Here is a 24,665-nt window from a genome sequence, read left to right on the forward strand (position 1 = left end):
ATGAGAGACGAGACCCCCACTGCGGAGGAGAGCCGTGCGCTGCGCGACGCGGCCCCCGGCAAGGCGGCGACCCTGATCGAGGCGCTTCCCTGGCTGCAGAGCTTCCACGGCCGAACCATGGTGATCAAGTTCGGCGGCAACGCCATGGTGTCGGAGGAACTGCAGCGAGCCTTCGCCCAGGATCTCGTCTACCTCCGCTATGCCGGCATCCGCCCGGTCGTCGTGCACGGCGGCGGCCCGCAGATCTCGCGGATGCTCGACCGGCTCGGCATCGCGAGCGAGTTCCGCGGCGGATACCGGGTGACGAGTCCCGAGGCGATGGAGGTGGTGCGCATGGTGCTCACCGGCAGCATCAGCCGCGACATCGTGCGGCGCATCAACGAGCACGGCCCTCTCGCCGCGGGGATCTCGGGTGAGGACGCGGGGCTGTTCGTCGGCCGCCGGCGCGGCGTCGTGATCGACGGGGAGGAGCACGACCTGGGCCTTGTGGGCGACGTGATCGCGGTCGATCCCGCAGCGGTGCTCGCGCAGCTCGAGGCCGGGCGGATCCCGGTCGTCTCCTCGATCGCCCCCGATTCCGACGACCCGACGCAGTCGCTCAACGTCAACGCCGATGCCGCCGCGGCCGCCCTCGCCGTCGCGCTGGGCGCCGAGAAGCTCGTCGTCCTCACGGATGTCGCCGGGCTCTACTCCGACTGGCCCGACCGCGAGTCCCTCGTGTCCCACATCCGCTCCGACGAGCTCGCGGCGCTACTGCCCTCCCTCGAATCGGGGATGATCCCCAAGATGACCGCGTGCCTCGACGCCGTGCTAGGGGGAGTGCCCAAGGCCGCCATCATCGACGGCCGGATCCCGCACTCGATCCTGCTTGAGGTGTTCACCTCGGAGGGGATCGGCACCGAGGTCGTCGCCTCCGGCGATCCGCGCGACCGGGAGCGAATGTCGGGCCGCTGATCTTCAGCGGCCCCGGCTCCGCGCGTCCACCCGTCCGGGTGGCGCTCCGACGGCCCTCGAGGCCGGACCGCTCCGATCGAAAGGCCCCCATGTCCACGCCCTCCGTCCCGACCGCGTCGCACACCGAGTCGGCGCGCGACCACTACTCCGCCACGATGATGCAGACGTTCGCGCCGCCGCTCGCGGTGCTCGAGCGCGGTCGGGGCTGCCGCGTCTGGGATGTCGACGGTCGCGAGTACCTCGACTTCCTCGGCGGCATCGCCGTCAATGCGCTCGGTCACGCGCATCCGGTCTTCGTCGAGGCCGTCTCGCGCCAGGCCGGCGCGCTCGCGCACGTCTCCAACTACTTCGCCACCGCGCCGCAGATCGAGCTGGCCGACACCCTCCGGAGGCTCACTGGCGCGGGTGCCACCGGCCGGGTCTTCTTCGCCAACTCCGGGACGGAGGCGAACGAGGCGGCCTTCAAGCTCGCCCGGCTGAACGCGGCGGGCGGTCGGCACCGCATCCTGGCTCTGCAGAACGCGTTCCATGGACGCACGATGGGCTCGCTCGCGCTGACGGGCAAGGCTGCGATGCGCGCCCCGTTCGAGCCGATGCCGGGCGGCGTCGAGCACATCGACGCGAGCGTCGAAGCGCTCGAGGGCGCGCTCGACGACTCTGTTGCTGCGCTGGTCGTCGAGCCGATTCAGGGGGAGGCGGGCGTGATCCCGCTGCCCGCCGGCTTCCTCGAGCGGGCCAGGGAGCTCACACACCAGCACGGAGCGCTGCTCATCGTCGACGAGATCCAGACCGGAATCGGTCGGACCGGCCGCTGGTTCGCCTATCAGGCGGCAGACATCCTCCCCGATGCCGTCACTCTGGCGAAGGGGCTCGGCGGAGGCTTCCCGATCGGCGCGCTCGTCACCGTTGGCGCCGCCTCCGATCTGCTGCAGAAGGGCCATCACGGCAGCACTTTCGGCGGCAATCCGCTCGCGACCGCGGTCGCCGCCGCCGTGATCGCCGAGATCGAGCGGGCCGACCTGCTCGCCAACGCGCGCGTGCGCGGGGCTCAGATCGTCGAAGCGGTGACCGCGCTCCGCTCCCCACTGATCGGAGGCGTCCGAGGCGCGGGCCTGCTCCTCGGCCTCGCCCTCACTCGCCCGGTGGCTGCCGACCTCGCCGGGGCCGCACTCGAGGCCGGGCTGATCGTGAACGCAGCGAACGAGTCCAGCATCCGTCTGGCGCCGCCGCTGATCGTCACCGCCGCCGACGTCGACGAGTTCGCCGACCGCCTCGGCCGTGCCCTGCACTCCCTCTGACCCTGCACCTCCCACCGAAAGCGACCAGTACCGTGACCCGCCACTTCCTCCGCGACGACGACCTCACCCCCGCCGAGCAGGCCCAGATCCTCGATCTCGCGCTCGAGCTCAAGCGCGACCGCTTCGCGCGGAAGCCGCTCGCCGGTCCGCAGACCGTCGCCGTGATCTTCGACAAGTCCTCCACCCGCACCCGCGTGTCCTTCGCGGTCGGCATCGCCGACCTGGGCGGGAGCCCGCTGATCATCTCGACCGCGAGCAGCCAGCTCGGGGGCAAGGAGACCGCATCCGACACAGCGCGGGTCCTCGAGCGCCAGGTCGCGGCCATCGTGTGGCGCACCTTCGCGCAGTCCGGTCTGGAGGAGATGGCGCGGGACACCCGGGTCCCTGTGGTGAATGCGCTCTCGGATGAGTTCCACCCCTGCCAGCTGCTCGCCGACCTGCTGACGATCCGCGAGCACCGCGGACGCCTCGCAGGCCTGACCCTCACCTTCTTCGGCGACGGGGCCAGCAATATGGCGCACTCCTACCTCCTCGCCGGTGCGACGGCGGGCATGCACGTGCGCATCGTCTCCCCGGAGTCGTACACACCGTCGTCGTCGGTCCTCGCGGACGCCGAGCGCATCGCCGCGACGACAGGCGGCTCTGTGCTCACCACGACCGATCCTGCGGAGGGCGCGGCGGGCTCGGACATCGTCATCACCGACACCTGGGTCTCGATGGGCAAGGAGGACGAGAAGGCCGAGCGCGTCGCGACGTTCGGGGCCTACCGCGTCGACGTCGACACCATGGCCGCCGCCGTCCCGGACGCGCTGTTCCTGCACTGCCTCCCCGCCGATCGCGGCTACGAAGTGACGGCCGACGTCATCGACGGCCCGCAGAGCGTCATCTGGGACGAGGCGGAGAACCGGCTGCACGCGCAGAAGGCACTCCTGGTGTGGCTCCTCGAGCGCGCCGGCAGCGTCGGCACCGCTGCGTAGACTCGACTGCCGACACCGAGGAGAACCATGACGGAACGACCCTCCGCCCGCGCGGGCGAGGCCGGGGCCCTGTGGGGCGGGCGCTTCGCCGGCGGCCCGTCCCCCGAACTCGCCGCCCTCTCGAAATCGACGCACTTCGACTGGCAGCTCGCGCCCTATGATCTCGCCGGATCTCGGGCGCACGCCCGTGCGCTCGCGGCCGCAGGCTACCTCGACGAGGCCGAGCTGATGGGAATGCTCGACGCGCTCGATCGGCTGGGCACGGCCGTCGCCGACGGCAGCTTCACGGCAGAGGAGGCCGACGAGGACGTCCACGGTGCCCTCGAGCGGGGTCTGATGCTCGAGGCGGGCCCGGCGCTCGGCGGCAAGCTCCGCGCCGGGCGCTCGCGGAACGACCAGATCGCGACCTTTGTGCGGATGTATCTCCGCGATCACGCCGTGATCGTCTCGGAGCTGGTGGTGCAGCTCATCGACGCTCTCGCTGCCCAGGCCACCGCGCATCCGACCGCGATCATGCCCGGGCGCACGCACCTGCAGCACGCGCAGCCCGTCCTGCTCGCTCACCACCTGCTCGCCCACGGCTGGGCTCTGCTGCGCGACCTGGAGCGTCTGCGCGACTGGACCGCGCGCGCCGACGTCTCGCCCTACGGCTCCGGAGCACTCGCCGGTTCGACGCTCGGGCTCGACGCCGAGGCGGTCGCCCGTGACCTGGGCTTCGCGGAGAGCGTGCCGAACTCGATCGACGGCACCGCCAGTCGCGATCTCGTCGCAGAGTTCGCCTTCGTCGCCGCGATGGTCGGAGTCGACGTGTCGAGGATCGCCGAGGAGGTGATCCTCTGGAACACGCGGGAGTTCGCCTTCGTCACCCTCGACGACGGCTACTCGACCGGATCCTCGATCATGCCGCAGAAGAAGAACCCCGACATCGCTGAGCTCGCGCGGGGCAAGGCCGGCCGTCTACTGGGCAACCTGACCGGGCTACTGGCGACTCTCAAGGCGCTCCCGCTCGCGTACAACCGCGACCTTCAGGAGGACAAGGAGCCGGTCTTCGACTCGGTGACGACCCTCGAGGTTCTGCTCCCGGCCTTCAGCGGGATGATCGCGACACTCACCTTCCACACGGACCGGATGGCCGAGCTCGCGCCGCAGGGCTTCTCTCTTGCCACCGACGTCGCCGAGTGGCTCGTGAAGAAGCACGTCCCCTTCCGTGACGCGCACGAGATCACAGGTGAACTGGTGAAGCTCGCTGAGTCGCGCGGCCTCGGGCTCGACGGGCTTGACGACGACACGCTCGCATCGGTGTCCCCGTCGCTCACCCCGGATGTCCGCTCGGTCCTCAGCATCGAGGGTTCGGTCGCGAGCCGCGACGGCGTCGGAGGGACGGCCCCTGACCGCGTCGCGGAGCAGCTCGGCCGGCTCACCGAGCGGGTGCGTGTCGTCCGCGCTGCTCTCCGCGGAGAACGCGCATGACCCTCGGCGGGGCGCCGGGCGACGAGGGCCGTCCACCGCTGCGGCCCTGGCAGCAGCGGACCCTCGTGATCGTCGCGACGGTTGTGATCGTCGCGGTGATCATCGTCACGCTGGTGTCGGGGCAGAGCTTCTTCTAGGCGTGTCGATCCCGGATCTGTCCCGCTCGGCGCTCGAGGTCGCGCCGGAGCTGCTCGGCTGCGTCCTCCTGCACCGCACCGAGGAGGGCGTGGTCGGTGTTCGCCTGACCGAGGTGGAGGCGTACCTGGGCACGGGAGAGGATCCCGGCTCGCACGCGCACCGCGGCCCCACCCCGCGGACCGCACCGATGTTCGGTGCGCCCGGCTCGGTCTACGCCTACTTCACCTATGGGATGCACACCTGCGTCAACATCGTCTGCTCGCCCGCGGGCACCGCCTCCGCCGTGCTGGTGCGCGCGGGCGAGGTGGTGGTGGGGGAGGAGCTGGCACTGGCGCGCCGCGGATCGGTGCCGATCAGGGACCTCGCTCGCGGTCCGGCGCGACTGGCGAAGGCGCTCGGGGTGCGGCTCGCCGAGTCCGGGGATCCGCTCGGCGCGGCGTTCGAGTTGCGGGGGGCACCGTCGCCGGCCGCGGTCGTCGCGACCGTGCGGACGGGCGTCTCCGGTCCGGGCGGCGGCGAGGAGTACCCCTGGCGCTTCAGCATCCCGGGCGACCCGACCGTCTCGCCGTACCGGGCGGCTGCGCCGCGGCGTGGATCCGGGAGTGTTCGGCGCTGAGCTCAGCCGACGAGGTAGAGGCGGGCGAGCACTCCGAGTGCCGCTGACCACGCAAGGCTCGCCAGGGTGCCGATGATGAATCGCTCTCGCGCCTCCGGTGAGGCGAGTTCGCTGAACCGGCCGACGCCCTTGATCGCGACCACCACGGCGATGCCCTCCGGCAGCCCGCTCATCAGCGCGCCCGCGGTCGTGATCCGTTCCAGCACGCCGATGGTCGTGCCGCCGCGGAGCACCTCGATCGGCTGGCCGACGGCGGTGGGCGTGCCCGACGTCGAGGGGCGGGATGCTCCCGCCACCATGATCCCGCCGTGCCGGCCCGTGCGCGCATCGGCGGTCGCGAGGTCGAGGGTGAGCAGCACGACGGGCCCACCGCCGACCACGGCCAGCGCGAAGGCCAGGACCGCGACCAGTACCGTGTGCGCGGGAGGAGCCGAGACTCCGGCGATCGCCGTCAGCAGGAATGCCGCGCCGGTCGAGCCGAGCCCGATCCACGCCAGCTGCGGCCGGCGCAGCCGCACCGCGAGCACAGCTCCGATCAGACCGGCGAGCAGCACGAGCACGACGCCTGTCCACGAGGCTGACTGCAGCGCGGAGGCGAGGAGCAGCGCGGGGGAGCCGGGGGTCTCCGTCATCGGGAGGTCCTCTCGTCGGTGGGGTCGGGGGTCGGATCGAGCGTACGGTCCACCACCGTCAGCAGGCGCGCGATCGCGTCGCGTGCCGGTCCGTCGACGCGGCCGCTCGCGGCGCGCACCCGCAGGCTCACGGCCTGGGGGCTGACGGCGAGGCGCTCGGCGGCGTCCTTCTGCGAGAGTCCGCTCTCGAGCAGATCGATGATCTGCCAGCCGGCGTCGGTCCGGGAGTCGCGCAGCAGCAGGAGCGGATCGATCAGTGCCTGCACATCGGCGGTCGTCGGCGTCGTGCCTCCGGGTGCGTCGGGGTCGAGGGAGAAGCGGGTCGGCCGGCCCTTGGCCGCCTCGACCGCACGGCGGGCCGCGAAGTACGCCTCGCCCCGTGCTGCCCGGGTGGTGGCGGGGAGCGGACGCTCGACCGAGCCGACGCCGAGTCCGATGCTCCAGTGTCCAGCGCGGTGCAGCTCGAGCACGAGCGGGACGACCGCCTCCGCCCGATCGAGGACGACCTGGAACTCGTCGCCGGCCGTGCGCTCCGGGGGGAGGACGAACGACGCGCCCGCCTCCGAAACCAGGTGCCCGATGGTGTGCTCCACGCGGTCGTCGTCGTGCCGACTGTCGCGCTGATCCGCGGTGATGACGAACATGGGACCTCCGCGATCAAGTATCAACACTTGATCTGCCTGAATCAAGCCCACAGGCTTGCCCTGATCGCTCAAGCATCCCGCCGTCGCGCTACCCTGGAGCCGTGACCGACCAGGACGTCCAAGGTTCCGCGACGACCCCGCTGCTCGACCGCTCCTTCGATTCCGTCTGGGACGAGCTCGTGTGGCGCGGCTCCGTCCACGTGTCGACCGATCGCGATGCGCTCAGAGAGGTGCTCAGCGGGGACCCGGTCACGTACTACTGCGGGTTCGACCCCACCGCCCCGAGTCTGCACCTCGGCAACCTGGTCCAGCTCATCGTGATGCGCCGGCTCCAGCTCGCGGGCCATCGACCGCTCGGACTGGTCGGAGGCTCCACCGGTCTGATCGGCGACCCGCGACCGACCGCGGAGCGGACGCTGAACTCCCGTGAGACCGTCACCGACTGGGTCGAGCGCCTCCAGGTGCAGGTCTCGCGTTTCCTGGCCGTCGAGGGTGGCAACGGCCTGCGCCTGGTCAACAACCTCGACTGGACGGCACCGCTCTCGGCGATCGACTTCCTCCGCGAAATCGGCAAGCACTTCCGTGTCGGCACGATGATCAAGAAGGACGCGGTGAGCGCACGGCTCAACTCGGACGCGGGGATCAGCTACACCGAGTTCAGCTACCAGATCCTGCAGGGACTCGACTACCTCGAGCTGTACCGGCAGTACGGATGCGTGCTGCAGACCGGAGGAAGCGACCAGTGGGGCAACCTCACCAGCGGGACCGATCTGATCCACCGCACCGAAGGGGTCTCGGTGCACGCGATCGGCACGCCGCTCGTGATGAACTCCGACGGCACCAAGTTCGGCAAGAGCGAGGGCAACGCCGTCTGGCTCGACCCGGAGTTGACCAGCCCGTACGCGTTCTACCAGTTCTGGGTCAACACCGACGATCGGGACGTCGTGGACCGGTTGAAGGTCTTCACCTTCTTGCCGCGCACCGAGATCGAGCGGCTCGAGCGGGCGAGCGTCGACGAGCCCTTCCGTAGGGAGGCGCAGCGCGCCCTGGCGTGGGAGGTGACCTCTCTCGTGCACGGCGCCGACACGACGCGCTCGGTGATCGACGCGGCGACCGCGCTCTTCGGCAAAGGGGCGCTCGAAGACGTCGACCCCGCGATCCTGCGCGGAGCGCTGGAGGCGGTCCCCACTGTCGAGGCTGAGCCGACCACTCCCGTCTTGCAGGCGTTCCTCGAGACCGGACTCGTGTCGAGCATGGGGGAGGCTCGACGCGCGCTCGCGCAGGGTGGGCTCTCGGTGAACAACTCGCCCGTACCCTCGGAGTCGACCCTGCTCGGCGAGCTCCCGCTGATCGAGGGCATCGCGGTCCTGCGCCGCGGCAAGAGGAGTTTCGCCGGGGCCTTCGTCCGCTGAGGCGACTCGGCAGGCAGGTCGCCCCGTGCCGGCGTCGAAACGCGACACGCCCGGGAGACGCCTGATTTGCCCGCCGCAGGAGCGCCGACGTAGTGTAACTCCTCGTCACCCCAAAGGAGCGGCAAGCGAGAGTACGGCGCAGAGCGCCAAGACCAGCTGGCCCACCTCAAGAGGGGACCATCTCCTCACCTCCTAACATCTGTTAGAGATTCGTCTCTTGAAGACCAGGGATCGTGAGCGTAGGATGTAGAGCCTCCACGGGATCTCGGTCCCGGCTTCGTTGTTCGGCTTGATGGCCGCGCAGGGGTGGAGCGAGACGATCCTCGATCGTACCGCGGACATCACGAAGAAGCCGGATTTGACACGGCCCGCGGGTGTGCTAAGTTAGTCGAGTTGCCACGGGGCGATCGGAACCTCGGTTCCGACTAGCCTAACCGGTATCGGCGAGTAAGACAAATCGAACGGTTCAGGCCTTCGAGGTGCAGTACTTGTAAGACTATTTTCGATCACTCTCGTTGTGAAGCATCTTTTGTGGTGTGGAGGCGGGGTGTGTCCGATTCTTGAGAACTCAACAGCGTGCACTATGTTCAATGCCAATTTTATATCCTGGTCAGGTTTTCGGATCTGGTTGGGTTTCCTTTGGAAATTGATGTCAGTTTCCGGCTTTCGGGTCGGAGGGATGTCGTATTTGCTGGAGGTCAAACTTGACTTTCCTTCTCTTCGGGGTTGGGGGTCGTAATTTTTTTACGGAGAGTTTGATCCTGGCTCAGGACGAACGCTGGCGGCGTGCTTAACACATGCAAGTCGAACGATGAAGCCTGGCTTGCTGGGTGGATTAGTGGCGAACGGGTGAGTAACACGTGAGTAACCTGCCCTTGACTCTGGGATAAGCGCTGGAAACGGCGTCTAATACCGGATACGACCTGCCCCGGCATCGGGTGTGGGTGGAAAGTTTTTCGGTCAAGGATGGACTCGCGGCCTATCAGCTTGTTGGTGAGGTAATGGCTCACCAAGGCGACGACGGGTAGCCGGCCTGAGAGGGTGACCGGCCACACTGGGACTGAGACACGGCCCAGACTCCTACGGGAGGCAGCAGTGGGGAATATTGCACAATGGGCGCAAGCCTGATGCAGCAACGCCGCGTGGGGGATGACGGCCTTCGGGTTGTAAACCTCTTTTAGTAGGGAAGAAGGGCTTCGGCTTGACGGTACCTGCAGAAAAAGCACCGGCTAACTACGTGCCAGCAGCCGCGGTAATACGTAGGGTGCAAGCGTTGTCCGGAATTATTGGGCGTAAAGAGCTCGTAGGCGGTTTGTCGCGTCTGCTGTGAAAACCCGAGGCTCAACCTCGGGCCTGCAGTGGGTACGGGCAGACTAGAGTGCGGTAGGGGAGAATGGAATTCCTGGTGTAGCGGTGGAATGCGCAGATATCAGGAGGAACACCGATGGCGAAGGCAGTTCTCTGGGCCGTTACTGACGCTGAGGAGCGAAAGCGTGGGGAGCGAACAGGATTAGATACCCTGGTAGTCCACGCCGTAAACGTTGGGAACTAGATGTGGGGACCTTTCCACGGTCTCCGTGTCGCAGCTAACGCATTAAGTTCCCCGCCTGGGGAGTACGGCCGCAAGGCTAAAACTCAAAGGAATTGACGGGGGCCCGCACAAGCGGCGGAGCATGCGGATTAATTCGATGCAACGCGAAGAACCTTACCAAGGCTTGACATATACCGGAAACTTCCAGAGATGGTTGCCCCGCAAGGTCGGTATACAGGTGGTGCATGGTTGTCGTCAGCTCGTGTCGTGAGATGTTGGGTTAAGTCCCGCAACGAGCGCAACCCTCGTTCTATGTTGCCAGCACGTTATGGTGGGAACTCATAGGAGACTGCCGGGGTCAACTCGGAGGAAGGTGGGGATGACGTCAAATCATCATGCCCCTTATGTCTTGGGCTTCACGCATGCTACAATGGCCGGTACAAAGGGCTGCGATACCGTAAGGTGGAGCGAATCCCAAAAAGCCGGTCTCAGTTCGGATTGAGGTCTGCAACTCGACCTCATGAAGTCGGAGTCGCTAGTAATCGCAGATCAGCAACGCTGCGGTGAATACGTTCCCGGGCCTTGTACACACCGCCCGTCAAGTCATGAAAGTCGGTAACACCCGAAGCCAGTGGCCTAACCGTGAGGAGGGAGCTGTCGAAGGTGGGATCGGTGATTAGGACTAAGTCGTAACAAGGTAGCCGTACCGGAAGGTGCGGCTGGATCACCTCCTTTCTAAGGAGCATCTGGATACGGCGCTCTACGGGGCGTGTCGGTTCCAGGCGCCAGATCGAAGCGAATGTCTTCGCTGGTTGCTCATGGGTGGAACATTGGACTAGGTGCTTGATGAGATTCGTCTCGTGTTAGTACGGCCTTCGGGTTGGGAACGCATGGTCGGGTGGAGTTGGGTGCATGCACGCTGTTGGGTCCTGAGGGACCGGGCCTGCTGGCTTCTTCGGAAGGCGGCTGGATCTCGACTCTCTGGATCCTTTTCTCATGCCTGGGTGTGTGGGGGAGGGGTACCGCCCGTATTTTGAGAACTACACAGTGGACGCGAGCATCTTAGATCCGTCACCCTTGCAGGTGTCGGATCGACAAGATTCGCATGATTCGGCTTTTGGGCTGGGTTGTGCAAATCATTGGATCTGCAACTTTTCGAGTTGTAGTTTCTTAACTCATGTGATTAGCAAGTTTTTAAGAGCAAACGGTGAATGCCTTGGCATCTGGAGCCGAAGAAGGACGTCGTAATCTGCGATAAGCCTCGGGGAGTTGATAAACGAGCTGTGATCCGAGGATTTCCGAATGGGGAAACCCCGCCAGGCCCTTTGTGGTGACCTGGTGACTCCCGCCTGAATATATAGGGCGGGTAGAGGGAACGTGGGGAAGTGAAACATCTCAGTACCCACAGGAAGAGAAAACAACAGTGATTCCGTTAGTAGTGGCGAGCGAACGCGGAAGAGGCTAAACCGAGTCATGTGTGATACCCGGCAGGGGTTGCATGGTCGGGGTTGTGGGACTTTTCGTCGTGTTCTGCCGAGCACGGAGCGTTACAGCGCATCATAGACGAACAGGTTTGAATGCCTGGCCAGAGCGGGTGCGAGCCCCGTAGTCGAAATGGTGTTATGGCGTGGAGAGTATCCCAAGTAGCACGGGGCCCGAGAAATCCCGTGTGAATCTGTCAGGACCACCTGATAAGCCTAAATACTCCCAGATGACCGATAGCGGACAAGTACCGTGAGGGAAAGGTGAAAAGTACCCCGGGAGGGGAGTGAAATAGTACCTGAAACCGTTTGCTTACAAACCGTCGGAGCCTCCTTGTTGGGGTGACGGCGTGCCTTTTGAAGAATGAGCCTGCGAGTTAGTGCTCTGTGGCGAGGTTAACCCGTGTGGGGCAGCCGTAGCGAAAGCGAGTCCGAATAGGGCGATGTAGTCGCAGGGTCTAGACCCGAAGCGAAGTGATCTATCCATGGCCAGGTTGAAGCGACGGTAAGACGTCGTGGAGGACCGAACCCACTTCAGTTGAAAATGGAGGGGATGAGCTGTGGATAGGGGTGAAAGGCCAATCAAACTTCGTGATAGCTGGTTCTCTCCGAAATGCATTTAGGTGCAGCGTTGTGTGTTTCTTGCCGGAGGTAGAGCTACTGGATGGCCGATGGGGCCCAAAAGCTTACTGACGTCAGCCAAACTCCGAATGCCGGTAAGTGAGAGCGCAGCAGTGAGACTGTGGGGGATAAGCTTCATAGTCGAGAGGGAAACAACCCAGACCACCAACTAAGGTCCCTAAGCGCGTGCTAAGTGGGAAAGGATGTGGAGTTGCACAGACAACCAGGAGGTTGGCTTAGAAGCAGCCACCCTTGAAAGAGTGCGTAATAGCTCACTGGTCAAGTGATTCCGCGCCGACAATGTAACGGGGCTCAAGCACGCCACCGAAGTTGTGGCATTGACATTAGTGGTAGGCCTTCGTGGTCCAGCCGTGTTGATGGGTAGGAGAGCGTCGTGTGGCGAGTGAAGCGGCGGTGTGAACCAGCCGTGGACGCCACACGAGTGAGAATGCAGGCATGAGTAGCGAAAGACGGGTGAGAAACCCGTCCTCCGGAAGACCAAGGGTTCCAGGGTCAAGCTAATCTTCCCTGGGTAAGTCGGGACCTAAGGCGAGGCCGACAGGCGTAGTCGATGGACAACGGGTTGATATTCCCGTACCGGCGAAGAACCGCCCAAGATAATCCAGTAGTGCTAAGTATCTGAATCCCAGTGATGGATCCCTTCGGGGTGAAGCGTTGGGCCTAGCGTACGACCCCGTGCTGGTGCGTTTAGCGTGTTAACAGGTGTGACGCAGGAAGGTAGCCGAGCCGGGCGATGGTTGTCCCGGTCTAAGGATGTAGGGCGAACGATAGGCAAATCCGTCGTTCATGAGCCTGAGATCTGATGGGTAGACGCAAGTCGAAATCGGTGATCCTCTGCTGCCAAGAAAAGCATCGACGCGAGGTTCTAGCTGCCCGTACCCCAAACCGACTCAGGTGGTCAGGTAGAGAATACCAAGGAGATCGAGAGAATCGTGGTTAAGGAACTCGGCAAAATGCCCCCGTAACTTCGGGAGAAGGGGGGCCTGAGGCGTGAACGGACTTGCTCCGGGAGCGTTCGATGGCCGCAGAGACCAGTGGGAAGCGACTGTTTACTAAAAACACAGGTCCGTGCTAAGTCGCAAGACGATGTATACGGACTGACGCCTGCCCGGTGCTGGAAGGTTAAGAGGAACGGTTAGCCGTGAGGCGAAGCTGAGAATTTAAGCCCCAGTAAACGGCGGTGGTAACTATAACCATCCTAAGGTAGCGAAATTCCTTGTCGGGTAAGTTCCGACCTGCACGAATGGCGTAACGACTTCCCAGCTGTCTCAACCGCGAACTCGGCGAAATTGCATTACGAGTAAAGATGCTCGTTACGCGCAGCAGGACGGAAAGACCCCGTGACCTTTACTATAGTTTGGTATTGGTGTTCGGTGTGGCTTGTGTAGGATAGGTGGGAGACGTTGAAGTGGGCACGCTAGTGTTCGTGGAGTCATTGTTGAAATACCACTCTGGTCACTCTGGATATCTAACTTCGGACCCTAATCGGGTTCAGGGACAGTGCCTGATGGGTAGTTTAACTGGGGCGGTTGCCTCCTAAAGAGTAACGGAGGCGCCCAAAGGTTCCCTCAACCTGGTTGGCAATCAGGTGTCGAGTGTAAGTGCACAAGGGAGCTTGACTGTGAGACTGACAAGTCGAGCAGGGACGAAAGTCGGGACTAGTGATCCGGCAGTGGCTTGTGGAAGCGCTGTCGCTCAACGGATAAAAGGTACCTCGGGGATAACAGGCTGATCTTGCCCAAGAGTCCATATCGACGGCATGGTTTGGCACCTCGATGTCGGCTCGTCGCATCCTGGGGCTGGAGTAGGTCCCAAGGGTTGGGCTGTTCGCCCATTAAAGCGGTACGCGAGCTGGGTTTAGAACGTCGTGAGACAGTTCGGTCCCTATCCGCTGCGCGCGTAGGAAATTTGAGAAGATCTATCCCTAGTACGAGAGGACCGGGATGGACGAACCTCTGGTGTGTCAGTTGTTCCGCCAGGAGCACCGCTGATTAGCTACGTTCGGAACGGATAACCGCTGAAAGCATCTAAGCGGGAAGCCGGCTTCGAGATGAGATTTCCATCCCTTCGGGGGAGAGGCTCCCAGCCAGACGACTGGGTTGATAGGCCGGATGTGGAAGACAGGACTAAAGACTGTCGGAGCTGACCGGTACTAATAAGCCGATAACTTGATAATCATTACACTCATACCGTTGTGAAGGCTGGTAGGAGTGGTCAAAGATTGCTTGCGTCCACTTTGTGGTTCCCAGAATACGGGTACCCCGGCACTGCAAGGTGCGGAACATAATTGAAGACACGCATGACGTGTAACCCCAAGATTTGACCACCCGCCTCGGTGCGGGTCGGTCGCGAGGGTTACGGCGGCTATAGCGAGAGGGAAACGCCCGGTCACATTCCGAACCCGGAAGCTAAGACTCTCAGCGCCGATGGTACTGCAGGGGGGACCCTGTGGGAGAGTAGGACACCGCCGGACACCATTCACGATGGCCACCCAGACACCTGGGTGGCCATCGCTGTTTAACCAGGACAGTACTGGACCAGGACAGCACCGGTCGGATCGATCTCGATGACGAAGTGGTCCGTCCGGCACGACGAATCGTGTCGTCCCACAAGTCCCGAGAGAGAAGGAGCCGCAGTGGTCCGGGAGGACTCTCAGATCGAGCCACGAGAAGCGGTCCCGACCGGTGACGCCGCACTCGACGATCTCACTGATGCTCTCTTGGTGATCGAGGAGCAGCCCCTGGCGGCGCGGTCCTCCGAGTACTCCCGGCTGCAGGAGCACCTGCGCCGCCGTCTCGAGAACGCGGATCGCGAGCGGTGAGCGCGGGCGCACGTCTCGACTCCGTGCTGGCGGAACGGGGGATAGCCCGGTCCCGGACGCACGCAGCTCGACTGATCGCGGACGGTCTTGTCACCGTGGACGGATCGCCGGCGCTCAAGGCGTCACTGCGAGTGCGCGACGATCAGGACGTCGCGGTCGCCGCGCTCGACCACTATGTGAGTCGCGGGGCGCACAAGCTTCTGGCTGCGCTCGAATCGTTCAGATCGGTACGGGTCGAGGGAGCCCACGCCCTGGACGTCGGCGCCTCGACCGGGGGCTTCTCGCAGGTGCTGCTGGAGAAAGGAGCCGCTTCGGTCGTCGCACTCGACGTCGGTCACTCTCAGCTCGCTCCACGGCTGCGATCCGATGAGAGAGTGCGGGTAGTGGAGGGTTTCAACGCGCGTGACATGACGCGGGAGCGACTCGCGGAGGCTGCACGGAGCGACATCGCGCCCGATCTCGTGGTGTCGGACGTGTCGTTCATCTCGCTGACCATGGTGCTGCCGGCCGTCGCCTCCTCGGTCTCTCCGGATGCGGACTTCATCGTGCTGGTGAAGCCTCAGTTCGAGGTCGGGCGGACCGGAATCCGCGAGGGCATCGTCCGCGACCCGGCGCTGCGCCGGGAGGCGCTCTCGGACGTGCTCTGGTCGGCCTGGGATGTGGGGCTCGGAGTAGTCGGCCTCACGGAGTCACCACTCCCAGGCACCGCTGGCAATCACGAGTATCTCGCGCACCTCCACCGCGACAGCGGGACGATTCCGACAGAATGGAGGGACGCGGTCACCGCGCTCACCCCCGGATGACGCGACCGTGTGCGCCGCCTCCGATCGACCTGAAGGACACCCTCTCGATGCAGTCCCCTCCTGACGAGCGCAATATCCTCGTCATCGCCCACACCGGCCGGACGGACTCCCTCGATTCGGCGGTCCTCGTCGTCGAGCGCCTGCGCGGCTCCGGCGCGCGCCCTGTTCTCTGCGCGGACGACAAGGTCGACATCGTCGCCGTCGCCCCGGATCTCGCCGACGTCGACGTACTCGGCGTCGATGTCCCACTGGAGTCGATCGAACTCGTCTTCGTGCTCGGCGGCGACGGCACCATCCTGCGGGCTGCGGAGATCGTCCGATCCGGGACGGCGCCCTTGCTGGGAGTGAACCTCGGGCACGTCGGCTTCCTCGCCGAGAGCGAGCGCGACGATCTCGACGACGCGGTGGCCCGCGCCCTCGACGGCGACTACTCGGTCGAGGAGAGGATGACGCTGCAGGTGCGCGTCAAGATCGACGAGGTCGTCGTCTACGAGACCTGGGCCCTCAACGAGGCGACCGTCGAGAAGGGCAGCCGAGAGCGGATGCTCGAGGTGATGGTCGGGGTCGACGGTCGGCCGCTGTCGAGCTTTGGCTGCGACGGGATCGTCGTCTCGACTCCGACGGGATCGACGGCGTACGCCTTCTCGGGTGGTGGCCCGGTCGTCTGGCCGACGCTCGAGGCGATGCTCCTGGTGCCGCTGAGCGCACACGCCCTGTTCGCCCGGCCCCTCGTGGTCGGTCCGGAGTCGAGCCTCGCCGTGGAGGTGAAGGAGCGGACCGATGGCGTCGGTGTGCTCTGGGCCGACGGCCGGCGCACCTACGAGCTGCCGCCGGGAGCACGTGTGGTCTACCGGCGGTCGCCGGTGCCGGTGCGGTTCGCCCGACTGCACGACGCCCCCTTCACCGATCGACTCGTGCACAAGTTCGGTCTCCCCATCCGCGGATGGCGGGGGTCGGCGGAGACGGAGTAAGTCCTCATGCTCGAAGAGCTGCAGATCCGTGATCTCGGAGTGATCGCGGAGGCGACGCTCCCGCTCGGACCGGGGTTCACCGCGGTCACGGGCGAGACCGGAGCGGGCAAGACGATGGTCGTGACCGCGCTCGGCCTGGTGCTGGGTGCGCGGTCGGACGCCTCCGCCGTGCGCTCGGGTGCGCGTCAAGCGTGGGTGTCCGGCCGCTGGCTGGTACCCGAGCACGGGCCGATCGCCGAACGCGTGCGTGACGCGGGCGGCGACCTCGACGGGCCGGAGCTGCTGCTCGCGCGCTCTGTCTCGGCGGAGGGCCGGGGACGCGCCGTGGTCGGCGGCCGCAGCGCCCCGGTCAGCGTGCTGAGCGAGCTGGCCGACCAGCTCGTCGTCGTGCACGGCCAGTCCGATCAGATCCGGCTCCGCTCGGCCGCCGCGCAACGCGACGCGCTCGACCGCTTCGGCGGGCCGGAGCTCGGCGAGGCGCTGCGCGAGTACACGCGCGCCTTCGAGCGCTGGCGTGCGAGACGCGACGAGCTCGACGGGCTCACCGCGGCCCGCGAGGCGCGCGCTCAGGAGGCGGAGCGCCTCCGTGCGGCCCTGGCCGAGATCGAGGCGGTCGCCCCGCAGCGGGGGGAGGACGTCGAGCTCGCCGCGCAGTCGGAGCGCCTCGGCAGCATCGAGCAGTTGCGGCTGGCTGCCGGCGAGGCGAGGGAGGCCGTGTCGTCGGACGAGCTGGACGGACGAGACGCCCTCGGACTCGTCGAGACGGCGCGCCGAGTGCTGGAGCGGGCAGCCGGGCACGACGCCGCTCTCCAGCCGACGGTGCAGACGCTCGGAGACGCCTCCGTGCTGCTCGCCGACGCTGCGGGCAGCCTCTCGTCCTACCTTGCCGAGCTCGATCTCGACGGAGCCCACGATCTCGAGCTCATCGAGGAACGGCGTGCCCAGCTCTCGCTGCTTGCCCGTGCCTACGGGCCGACGCTCGACGACGTCCTCGACCTCGTCGACTCCTCCGGATTGCGCCTGCTGGAGCTGGACGGCGATGACGAGAGGATTGCCGCGCTGGAGGCCGAGACCGCGGCCGACGCGGACCTCGTCGACCGGCTGGCGACGAGGCTCACCGAGCTGCGCATAGCGGCGGCGGCGCAGTTGGGGGAGCGGGTCAGTGGGGAGCTGACCGCGCTCGCGATGGCGGACGCCCGACTGCGGGTCCAAGTGACGGCGACCGGTGAACCGGCGGCTCATGGCCGCGACTCCGTCGAGATGATGCTCCAGCCGCACGCCGGCGCGACCCCGCGGCCACTGGCCCGCGGCGCCTCGGGCGGCGAGCTCTCGAGGGTGATGCTCGCGCTCGAGGTCGTCGTCGCCGCGAACGACCCCGTGCCGACCTTCGTGTTCGACGAGGTCGACGCCGGGGTGGGCGGCGCCGCCGCGATCGAGATCGGACGGCGCCTGGCACGGCTGGCCGAGACCTCGCAGGTCATCGTGGTGACGCACCTGGCGCAGGTGGCGGCTTTCGCGACCAACCACCTCCGGGTCGAGAAGGGCTCGGACGGCTCGGTGACGTCGAGTGCGGTGACGCAGCTCGACGCGGAGGAGCGGGTCTCGGAGATGGCGCGGCTGCTTTCGGGGCTCACCGACTCGGCGAACGCCCTCGCCCACGCACGCGAGCTGCTCGAGACGAGCCGGGTGCTCTGACACCGGCACCGCGGCGTCGAGCGACCGATCCGGCCCTGGACGGCCGCTGCTCCTGATCTGCTGTTAGGGTGGAAGCCCGTGGTGGACTTTACGAACGCGGGCCTTTCCTCTTCTTCTCCCTCGGATTCCGGGGGATCCTCCCGAGCGTCGAGCCGGGATGCTTCGCAGGCCGGGCAGGACGCCCCCACGAAGGTCACGAAGCACATCTTCGTCACGGGCGGTGTCGTCTCATCGCTCGGCAAGGGGCTGACGGCGGCCAGCCTGGGCAACCTGCTCACGGCGCGCGGACTGCGCGTCGTCATGCAGAAGCTCGACCCGTACCTCAACGTGGACCCGGGCACGATGAACCCGTTCCAGCACGGAGAGGTCTTCGTCACCGACGACGGCGCCGAGACCGACCTCGACATCGGGCACTACGAGCGCTTCCTCGACATCAACCTGAATCAGGCCGCTAACGTCACGACCGGCCAGATCTACTCGCGGGTCATCGCCCGCGAGCGCGCCGGCGAGTACCTCGGCGACACAGTGCAGGTCATCCCGCACATCACCGACGAGATCAAGCGTCGGATGCGGCTCCAGGCCGAGGACGACCCGCAGCCCGACGTCATCATCACGGAGATCGGCGGCACCGTCGGCGACATCGAGAGCCAGCCGTTCATCGAGTCCGCACGTCAGGTGCGGCACGAGCTCGGCCGCGCGAACGTGTTCTTCGTCCATGTGTCGCTCGTGCCGTTCATGGGCGCCTCCGGTGAGCAGAAGACGAAGCCGACGCAGCACTCCGTCGCCGCGCTCCGCTCGATCGGCATCCAGCCGGACGCCCTGGTGCTCCGCAGCGACCGGCCCGTCTCGGAGTCGAACAAGCGCAAGATCGCGCTGATGTGCGATGTCGACGAGCAGGCCGTGGTGAACGCCAAGGACGTCGCCTCGATCTACGAGATCCCGCAGATGCTCAACGAGCAGGGCCTCGACTCCTACATCATCGACCAGCTCCGGCTCCCGGCCGGCGAGGTGGTCTGGGACGGCTGGGCCACGCTGCTCCAGGCCGTCCACGAGCCCAAGCACGAGGTGACCATCGGACTGGTCGGCAAGTACATCGACCTGCCGGACGCCTACCTGTCGGTGACGGAGGCGCTGCGGGCCGGCGGTTTCGCGCAGCAGACGAAGGTCGCCATCCGCTGGATCGCGTCGGACGGGCTCGAGGACCCGGAGGTCGCGGCGAAGGCGCTCTCGGAACTCGACGGGATCTGCGTGCCCGGGGGCTTCGGAATCCGCGGCATCGAGGGCAAGCTCGGTGCGCTCCGCTTCGCACGCGAGAACGGAATCCCCACGCTCGGGCTCTGCCTGGGGTTGCAGTGCATGGTGATCGAGTACGCGCGCCACGAGGCGGGACTCGAGGGCGCCTCCTCGTCGGAGTTCGACCCGGACACCGAGTTCCCGGTGATCGCGACGATGGCCGAGCAGGTCGAGATCCTCGCCTCCGGCGACATGGGCGGCACGATGCGGCTGGGGCTGTACACCGCGACGCTCGCCGAGGGCTCCATCGTGGCCGAGGTGTACGGTGCCCCGGAGGCGGCGGAGCGCCACCGCCACCGCTACGAGGTGAACAACGGATACCGCGATCGCATCGCCGAGGCCGGGCTGTGGTTCTCTGGCACCTCGCCCGACGGGCATCTCGTCGAGTACGTCGAGCTGCCGCGCGAGAAGCACCCCTACTACGTCGGCACCCAAGCGCACCCGGAGCTCCGCTCGCGACCGAACGACGCGCATCCGCTCTTCCGCGGCCTGGTGACCGCGGCCCTCGAGCGCCAGGAGTCCTCGCGCCTCTTCCCCGCCTCGGATGCGGACGCCGATGAGTGAGCCGCTCTCGGACGAGCCGGTCGAACCCGAGATCCTCACCAGCGAGCGCGTCTTCAACGGCATGGTCTGGGGCGTCCGCGCCGAGACCTTCCGCTACGGCGGAGGGGAGCTGCGCCGCGAGTTCCTCGACCACACCGGTGCCGTCGCGGTGCTGGCGCTCGACGACGAGGACCGGGTCGCCCTGATCAAGCAGTACCGGCACCCGGTTCGCGCCCGCGAGTGGGAGATCCCCGCGGGACTGCTCGACATCGACGGCGAAGACGCCCTCCTCGCCGCGCAGCGGGAGCTCGGCGAGGAGACCGACCTGCAGGCCGAGCGCTGGGACCTGCTCGCCGAGTTCGCGACCTCGCCGGGGGGTAGCGACGAGGCGATCCGGATCTACCTCGCACGAGGCCTCTCCGCCACCGGCTCCGCCTTTGAGCGTGAGGCGGAGGAAGCGGACATGGAGCTGCGCTGGGTACCACTGGACGGGGTCGTCGAGGCGGTGCTCGCCCGCCGGGTGCAGAACCCGTCGCTGACCATCGCGGTGCTGGCGGCGCACGCGTTGCGCGCCCGCGACTGGCGCGGACTCGGCGACGCCTCCTCAGAGTGGACGCGGCACCCGCGGGCGCGCCGGGGGTGACCCCGCGCGCCTGCGCCGACGCCTATCTCCGCCAGGCGAGCGTCGAGCGCGGTCTCTCGGCGCACACCCTCTCCGCCTACCGGCGCGACCTCGAGCTCTACCTGGGCTGGCTCGACTCCCGGGGGACCGACGATCTCGGGACCCTGCGGCGCGCCGACGTCGGGGAGTTCTCCTCCTGGCTCGCGGCCCGACCGGAGCGGCCGCTCGCGGCGAGCTCGCGGGCGCGGATCCTCTCGAGCGTGCGCGGCCTGCATCGGTTCGCCCTGGAGGAGGGCGTCGTCGCCGATGACGTCGCGCACGACGTGGTGCCGCCGAAGCTCCCGATGACACTCCCGAAGGCTGTGACCGTCGAGCAGATGGCGGGGCTGCTCGAGGCGGCACGCGGCGAGGAGCTCGCCGACCTCCGCGACCGTGCGCTGCTCGAGCTGCTCTACGCCACCGGCGCGCGCATCTCGGAGGCGGTCGACCTGAACGTGGACGACGTTGTCGACGCGGACGTCGTGCGGCTCACGGGCAAGGGCTCGAAGCAGCGGATGGTGCCCCTCGGGCGCTACGCACGGGAGGCGGTGGACGACTACCTGGTGCGCGCGCGGCCGGAGCTCTCGCGGCGCGGCCGGGCGACTCCGGCGCTCTTCCTCGGGGTACGCGGCAGCCGCCTCTCCCGGCAGAGCGCCTGGCTCGTGATCAGGGCGGTCGCCGAGAAGGCCGGGCTCGACCGCGAGATCTCGCCGCACACCTTCCGGCACTCGTTCGCGACGCACCTGCTGGCGGGAGGCGCCGACGTGCGTGTCGTGCAGGAGCTGCTGGGGCACGCCTCCGTGGCGACCACGCAGATCTACACGCTGGTGACCGCGGACACGCTCCGAGACGTGTACACCTCGGCGCACCCGCGTGCGCGTCGTTGAGCTGCGCGGCTCGACCGGCGGGGCGCGGCGGTCGAGCCGCGGGGCGCCGGTACACTCGACGCAGGCCGCGCGGGAGCGCATGCCGACAGGGAAGCGAGGGCGACGCAGGTGACACGCAAGACGGACGACAAGGCCGAGCTCTCCGGTCTCGAAGCCCCGACGCTCGGCCCGACCGGCCGCCCCCTGCGCGACTTCCCGCTGCCGGTGGAGCTCACCGGTCACGGCCCCGCGCGGATCATCTCGCTCTGCAACCAGAAGGGCGGCGTCGGCAAGACGACGACCACCATCAACCTGGGCGCGACGCTGGCCGAATACGGCCGCCGCGTGCTGGCGATCGACTTCGACCCCCAGGGGGCGCTCTCGGCCGGTCTGGGAGTCGCCACCTACGACGCGGTGACGATCTACGACCTCCTTCTGGGCACCGTGAAGGACCCCGCCGAAGCGATCCGGACGACCCGTGTGCCCGGTCTGGACGTCATTCCGGCCAACATCGATCTCTCGGCCGCGGAGGTGCACCTCGTCAACGAGGTCGCCCGCGAGCAGATCCTCGCGCGCGTGCTGCGCAAGGTCAGCGCCGACTACGACGTGATCCTCATCGACTGCCAGCCGTCGCTCGGGCTCCTGACGGTCAACGCTCTCACTGCGAGCCACGGCGTCCTCATCCCGCTCGAGTGCGAGTTCTTCGCCCTGCGGGGGGTGGCGCTGCTGATCGAGACGATCGACAAGGTGCGGGACCGGCTCAACCCTGTGATCGAGCTCGACGGCATCCTGCCCACGATGTACGACTCCCGCACCCTGCACTCGCGCGAGGTGCTCGACCGCGTGGTCGACGCCTTCGGGGACAGCGTGCTCGAGACCGTGATCGGACGCACGGTGAAGTTCCCGGACGCCAGCGTGTCCGGTGTGCCGATCACCCAGTTCGCGCCCGAGCACAACGCTGCGAAGGCGTACCGCAAGCTCGCCAGGGAGCTGATCTCGCGTGGCGCGGTCGCCTGAGGCCGTGCTCGAGGAGCGTCCTGCTCCGCCCGGTTTCCATCTCGCGCTGACCAATTTCGAGGGCCCGTTCGACCTGCTGCTGAGCCTCATCGCGAAGCACCAGGTCGACATCACGGAGATCGCGCTGAGCGCGGTGACGGACGAGTTCCTGTCCTACCTGCACGGGATCGACACGATCGAGGGGCTGGACCGCGCGTCCGAGTTCCTGGTCGTCGCTGCGACCCTCCTCGATCTGAAGATCGCCGGGCTGCTCCCGCAGGGCGAGCTGGTCGATGCCGAGGACGCCGCGCTGCTGGAGGCGCGAGACCTGCTGTTCGCCCGCCTCCTGCAGTACCGCGCGTTCAAGCAGGTCTCGACGTGGTTCGCCGAGCGGATGGAGATCGAGGCGGGGCGGCATGTGCGCGACGTGCCGCTGGAAGAGGAGTACCGCGCTCGGAAGCCGGAACTCGTCTGGACACTCTCGGCCGCCGACTTCGCGGCCCTCGCCACCGTGGCGCTCGCTCCCCGCGAGCTGCCCACCGTGGGGCTCGAGCACCTGCACGCACCCCGTATCAGCATCCGCGAGCAGGCCGCCCACGTGGTCGCCGTGCTCCGCGGGCAGGAGTCGGCGACCTTCGGCGAGCTGGTCGCGGGCGCTGAGGAGCGGGGCGTGATCGTCGCGCGCTTCATCGCGGTCCTCGAGCTGTACCGGCACGCCGCGCTCTCCTTCGAGCAGGAGGAGCCGCTCGGCGAGCTCACTCTGCGCTGGGTCGCCGAGAGCTGGAACGACGAGAGCCTCGCCGCGCTCGGAGCCGACTATGACTCCTGACGCCGGAGCGGGCACCGTGGCCTTCGAGATCGACCGCGCGGTCGAGGCGATCCTGATGGTCGCCGACGAACCGCAGCCGCTCGCGGCGCTCGCGACCGCTCTCTCGCGCCCGATCGCCGTGGTGCGCCAGTCGATCGAGCGCCTCGTCGCCGACTTCGACGGCACCGACGGGTCGATCCGTCGCGGCTTCGAGCTGCGCGAGGTCGGCGGAGGCTGGCGCATCTACGTGCGCCGCGAGTACGACCCGGTCGTCTCGGACTTCGTGCTGACGCAGAATCCGACGCGGCTCTCGCAGGCGGCGCTCGAAACGCTGGCGGTCATCGCGTACAAGCAGCCCGTCTCGCGCGGCCAGGTCGCGCAGATCCGCGCGGTCAACGTCGACTCCGTCGCGCGCACACTCCTCGGCCGCGGCCTGATAGCGGAGGTCGGCCACGACCCCGAGACGGGTGCGGTCCTCTACGGCACCACCGAGCAACTGCTCGTGCACCTCGGCCTCGCCTCGCTCGACGAGCTGCCGAAGATCTCCCCCTTACTGAGCGACGGAAGAGACGGATTCGATGAGCGCGCCTGACAGCGGCCCCGAGGGTGAACGACTGCAGAAGGTCCTCGCGGCAGCGGGGGTCGCCTCCCGCCGAGTGGTCGAGGAGATGATCGTGGCGCGGAGGATCCGCGTGAACGGCGAGGTGGCGGGAGAGCTCGGTCGCCGCATCGACCCGGCGACCGACCGGATCGAGGTGGACGGGGTCGCGGTGCAGCTCGACACCTCCCGCCGCTACGTGATGCTGAATAAGCCGGTCGGAGTCGTCAGCTCGCTGGCCGATGAGAACGGGCGCGCCGACCTCAGTACCTATACGCAGAATTTCGAGGAGCGGCTGTTCAATGTCGGACGCCTCGACGCCGAGACCTCGGGCCTCCTGGTGCTGACGAACGACGGCGAGCTGGCGCACGTGCTCGCGCATCCGTCGTTCGGCGTGACGAAGACGTACATCGCCAAGGTGCACGGGCAGGTCCTCCCGCAGACGATCGCGACGCTGACGGCGGGCATCGAGCTCGACGACGGGCCGGTCGCGGCCGACAAGGCACGGCTGCTGGGCCGACCGGAGGGGCGCTCGAACGCGTCGCTGGTCGAGATCACGCTGCACTCGGGGCGCAACAGGATCGTGCGGCGGATGATGGCCGCCGTCGGGCATCCGGTGATCGAGCTCGTGCGCCGGCAGTTCGGGCCGCTGCACCTGGGGACCCTGCGCTCGGGAGACCTGCGCGATCTGACCCGCGACGAGCTGGGCGCGCTGCTGACGATCGCACGGCAGGGCGGCGAGGCCGTGGCGGCCGCGCCTCCGCAACCGACGAAGAAGGCGAGCGCCGGGGCCAGGCGTCCGCGGCCGGACTCCG

The 24,665-nt window shown here is 67.0% G+C and carries 19 protein-coding genes, 3 rRNA genes and 1 pseudogene; 21 read left to right on the forward strand and 2 right to left on the reverse strand.

Features of this window, described 5'->3' with window-relative positions:
* The 6 genes from argB to GSU10_RS05795 all read left to right on the forward strand — a co-directional run bounded on the left by argB (nt 1) and on the right by GSU10_RS05795 (nt 5,453).
* The gene (gene argB, locus GSU10_RS05770) at nt 1-954 is read left to right on the forward strand and encodes an acetylglutamate kinase (RefSeq protein ID WP_068207471.1); all 954 of its coding nucleotides are present in this window, start codon (nt 1-3) and stop codon (nt 952-954) included.
* 89 nt (nt 955-1,043) lie between these two features.
* On the forward strand, nt 1,044-2,252 hold the full coding sequence (locus tag GSU10_RS05775) for an acetylornithine transaminase (RefSeq protein WP_082844908.1): 1,209 nt from the start codon (nt 1,044-1,046) through the stop codon (nt 2,250-2,252).
* A gap of 32 nt (nt 2,253-2,284) precedes the next feature.
* Nucleotides 2,285-3,229 (forward strand): ornithine carbamoyltransferase, encoded by a 945-nt coding sequence (argF, locus tag GSU10_RS05780; protein WP_132505648.1) that lies wholly within the window; start codon nt 2,285-2,287, stop codon nt 3,227-3,229.
* Between the two features lie 27 nt (nt 3,230-3,256).
* Nucleotides 3,257-4,699, forward strand: coding sequence for an argininosuccinate lyase (argH, locus tag GSU10_RS05785; protein WP_068207469.1), 1,443 nt, complete (start codon nt 3,257-3,259; stop codon nt 4,697-4,699).
* Nucleotides 4,696-4,836, forward strand: coding sequence for a hypothetical protein (locus GSU10_RS05790; protein ID WP_158286135.1), 141 nt, complete (start codon nt 4,696-4,698; stop codon nt 4,834-4,836). The genes argH and GSU10_RS05790 overlap by 4 nt, the downstream gene beginning before the upstream one ends.
* Nucleotides 4,837-4,838: 2 nt before the next feature.
* Nucleotides 4,839-5,453, forward strand: a complete 615-nt coding sequence (locus GSU10_RS05795) for a DNA-3-methyladenine glycosylase (RefSeq protein ID WP_068207466.1) — start codon at nt 4,839-4,841, stop codon at nt 5,451-5,453.
* Nucleotides 5,454-5,455: 2 nt separating this feature from the next.
* Here GSU10_RS05795 and GSU10_RS15495 read toward each other — a convergent pair whose 3' ends face one another.
* Together GSU10_RS15495 and GSU10_RS05805 are read right to left on the reverse strand one after the other, a co-directional pair.
* Nucleotides 5,456-6,085 (reverse strand): hypothetical protein, encoded by a 630-nt coding sequence (locus GSU10_RS15495; RefSeq protein ID WP_068207463.1) that lies wholly within the window; start codon nt 6,083-6,085, stop codon nt 5,456-5,458.
* On the reverse strand, nt 6,082-6,729 hold the full coding sequence (locus tag GSU10_RS05805; RefSeq protein WP_199220892.1) for a DNA-binding protein: 648 nt from the start codon (nt 6,727-6,729) through the stop codon (nt 6,082-6,084). Before GSU10_RS05805 ends, GSU10_RS15495 begins: the two co-directional genes overlap by 4 nt.
* A 101-nt stretch (nt 6,730-6,830) precedes the next feature.
* Between GSU10_RS05805 and tyrS the strand changes: the two genes are divergently transcribed.
* The 15 genes and pseudogenes from tyrS to GSU10_RS05880 form a co-directional block, all read left to right on the forward strand.
* The gene (gene tyrS / locus GSU10_RS05810) at nt 6,831-8,141 is read left to right on the forward strand and encodes a tyrosine--tRNA ligase (RefSeq protein ID WP_068207461.1); all 1,311 of its coding nucleotides are present in this window, start codon (nt 6,831-6,833) and stop codon (nt 8,139-8,141) included.
* Between the two features lie 743 nt (nt 8,142-8,884).
* Nucleotides 8,885-10,407 (forward strand): 16S ribosomal RNA (locus GSU10_RS05815).
* Nucleotides 10,408-10,856: 449 nt separating this feature from the next.
* Nucleotides 10,857-13,971, forward strand: a 23S ribosomal RNA gene (locus tag GSU10_RS05820).
* A 180-nt stretch (nt 13,972-14,151) separates the two neighbouring features.
* Nucleotides 14,152-14,268, forward strand: a 5S ribosomal RNA gene (gene rrf / locus GSU10_RS05825).
* Together the 16S, 23S and 5S rRNA genes form the textbook arrangement of a ribosomal RNA operon.
* A gap of 162 nt (nt 14,269-14,430) precedes the next feature.
* Nucleotides 14,431-14,616, forward strand: a complete 186-nt coding sequence (locus GSU10_RS05830) for a hypothetical protein (RefSeq protein ID WP_068213622.1) — start codon at nt 14,431-14,433, stop codon at nt 14,614-14,616.
* The gene (locus GSU10_RS05835; RefSeq protein ID WP_068213625.1) at nt 14,613-15,419 is read left to right on the forward strand and encodes a TlyA family RNA methyltransferase; all 807 of its coding nucleotides are present in this window, start codon (nt 14,613-14,615) and stop codon (nt 15,417-15,419) included. The genes GSU10_RS05830 and GSU10_RS05835 overlap by 4 nt, the downstream gene beginning before the upstream one ends.
* A 47-nt stretch (nt 15,420-15,466) precedes the next feature.
* Nucleotides 15,467-16,390: an NAD kinase gene (locus GSU10_RS05840; protein WP_068213628.1), complete on the forward strand. Its 924-nt coding sequence runs from the start codon at nt 15,467-15,469 to the stop codon at nt 16,388-16,390.
* Between the two features lie 6 nt (nt 16,391-16,396).
* Nucleotides 16,397-18,085 carry a DNA repair protein RecN gene (recN, locus tag GSU10_RS05845; RefSeq protein ID WP_132505248.1) on the forward strand — a complete coding sequence of 563 codons (1,689 nt, stop codon included), beginning with the start codon at nt 16,397-16,399 and terminating at the stop codon, nt 18,083-18,085.
* A 204-nt stretch (nt 18,086-18,289) separates the two neighbouring features.
* On the forward strand, nt 18,290-19,942 hold the full coding sequence (locus GSU10_RS05850; RefSeq protein WP_068212475.1) for a CTP synthase: 1,653 nt from the start codon (nt 18,290-18,292) through the stop codon (nt 19,940-19,942).
* Nucleotides 19,935-20,564, forward strand: coding sequence for an NUDIX domain-containing protein (locus GSU10_RS05855; protein ID WP_132505245.1), 630 nt, complete (start codon nt 19,935-19,937; stop codon nt 20,562-20,564). The genes GSU10_RS05850 and GSU10_RS05855 overlap by 8 nt, the downstream gene beginning before the upstream one ends.
* Complete coding sequence (gene xerD, locus GSU10_RS05860) at nt 20,531-21,469, forward strand: site-specific tyrosine recombinase XerD (protein ID WP_241972920.1); 939 nt, start codon at nt 20,531-20,533, stop codon at nt 21,467-21,469. Before GSU10_RS05855 ends, xerD begins: the two co-directional genes overlap by 34 nt.
* Nucleotides 21,470-21,577: 108 nt before the next feature.
* Nucleotides 21,578-22,465 carry a ParA family protein gene (locus GSU10_RS05865; RefSeq protein WP_132505242.1) on the forward strand — a complete coding sequence of 296 codons (888 nt, stop codon included), beginning with the start codon at nt 21,578-21,580 and terminating at the stop codon, nt 22,463-22,465.
* Nucleotides 22,449-23,273, forward strand: a complete 825-nt coding sequence (locus GSU10_RS05870) for a segregation and condensation protein A (RefSeq protein ID WP_068212473.1) — start codon at nt 22,449-22,451, stop codon at nt 23,271-23,273. The genes GSU10_RS05865 and GSU10_RS05870 overlap by 17 nt, the downstream gene beginning before the upstream one ends.
* A complete protein-coding gene (gene scpB / locus GSU10_RS05875) occupies nt 23,263-23,844 on the forward strand; it encodes an SMC-Scp complex subunit ScpB (RefSeq protein WP_068212474.1) in 582 nt (193 codons plus the stop codon). Before GSU10_RS05870 ends, scpB begins: the two co-directional genes overlap by 11 nt.
* Nucleotides 23,831-24,613 (forward strand): annotated as a pseudogene (locus GSU10_RS05880) (pseudouridine synthase); the annotation flags it as partial. The gene scpB and the pseudogene GSU10_RS05880, both read left to right, overlap by 14 nt.
* Between the last annotated feature and the right edge of the window lie 52 nt (nt 24,614-24,665).

Origin of the sequence: Rathayibacter tanaceti (genome assembly GCF_009834165.1) — a bacterium.
In the GTDB taxonomy this organism is placed as follows: domain Bacteria; phylum Actinomycetota; class Actinomycetes; order Actinomycetales; family Microbacteriaceae; genus Rathayibacter; species Rathayibacter tanaceti.

Bases quoted from the DNA above. Each gene is read 5' to 3' on its own strand.
- GSU10_RS05790 (WP_158286135.1), top strand. From the start codon at position 4,696: ATGACCCTCGGCGGGGCGCCGGGCGACGAGGGCCGTCCACCGCTGCGG.
- GSU10_RS05805 (WP_199220892.1), bottom strand. From the start codon at position 6,729: ATGTTCGTCATCACCGCGGATCAGCGCGACAGTCGGCACGACGACGAC.
- recN (WP_132505248.1), top strand. From the start codon at position 16,397: ATGCTCGAAGAGCTGCAGATCCGTGATCTCGGAGTGATCGCGGAGGCG.
- scpB (WP_068212474.1), top strand. From the start codon at position 23,263: ATGACTCCTGACGCCGGAGCGGGCACCGTGGCCTTCGAGATCGACCGC.
- argH (WP_068207469.1), top strand. From the start codon at position 3,257: ATGACGGAACGACCCTCCGCCCGCGCGGGCGAGGCCGGGGCCCTGTGG.
- GSU10_RS15495 (WP_068207463.1), bottom strand. From the start codon at position 6,085: ATGACGGAGACCCCCGGCTCCCCCGCGCTGCTCCTCGCCTCCGCGCTG.
- GSU10_RS05840 (WP_068213628.1), top strand. From the start codon at position 15,467: ATGCAGTCCCCTCCTGACGAGCGCAATATCCTCGTCATCGCCCACACC.
- GSU10_RS05855 (WP_132505245.1), top strand. From the start codon at position 19,935: ATGAGTGAGCCGCTCTCGGACGAGCCGGTCGAACCCGAGATCCTCACC.
- argB (WP_068207471.1), top strand. From the start codon at position 1: ATGAGAGACGAGACCCCCACTGCGGAGGAGAGCCGTGCGCTGCGCGAC.
- GSU10_RS05775 (WP_082844908.1), top strand. From the start codon at position 1,044: ATGTCCACGCCCTCCGTCCCGACCGCGTCGCACACCGAGTCGGCGCGC.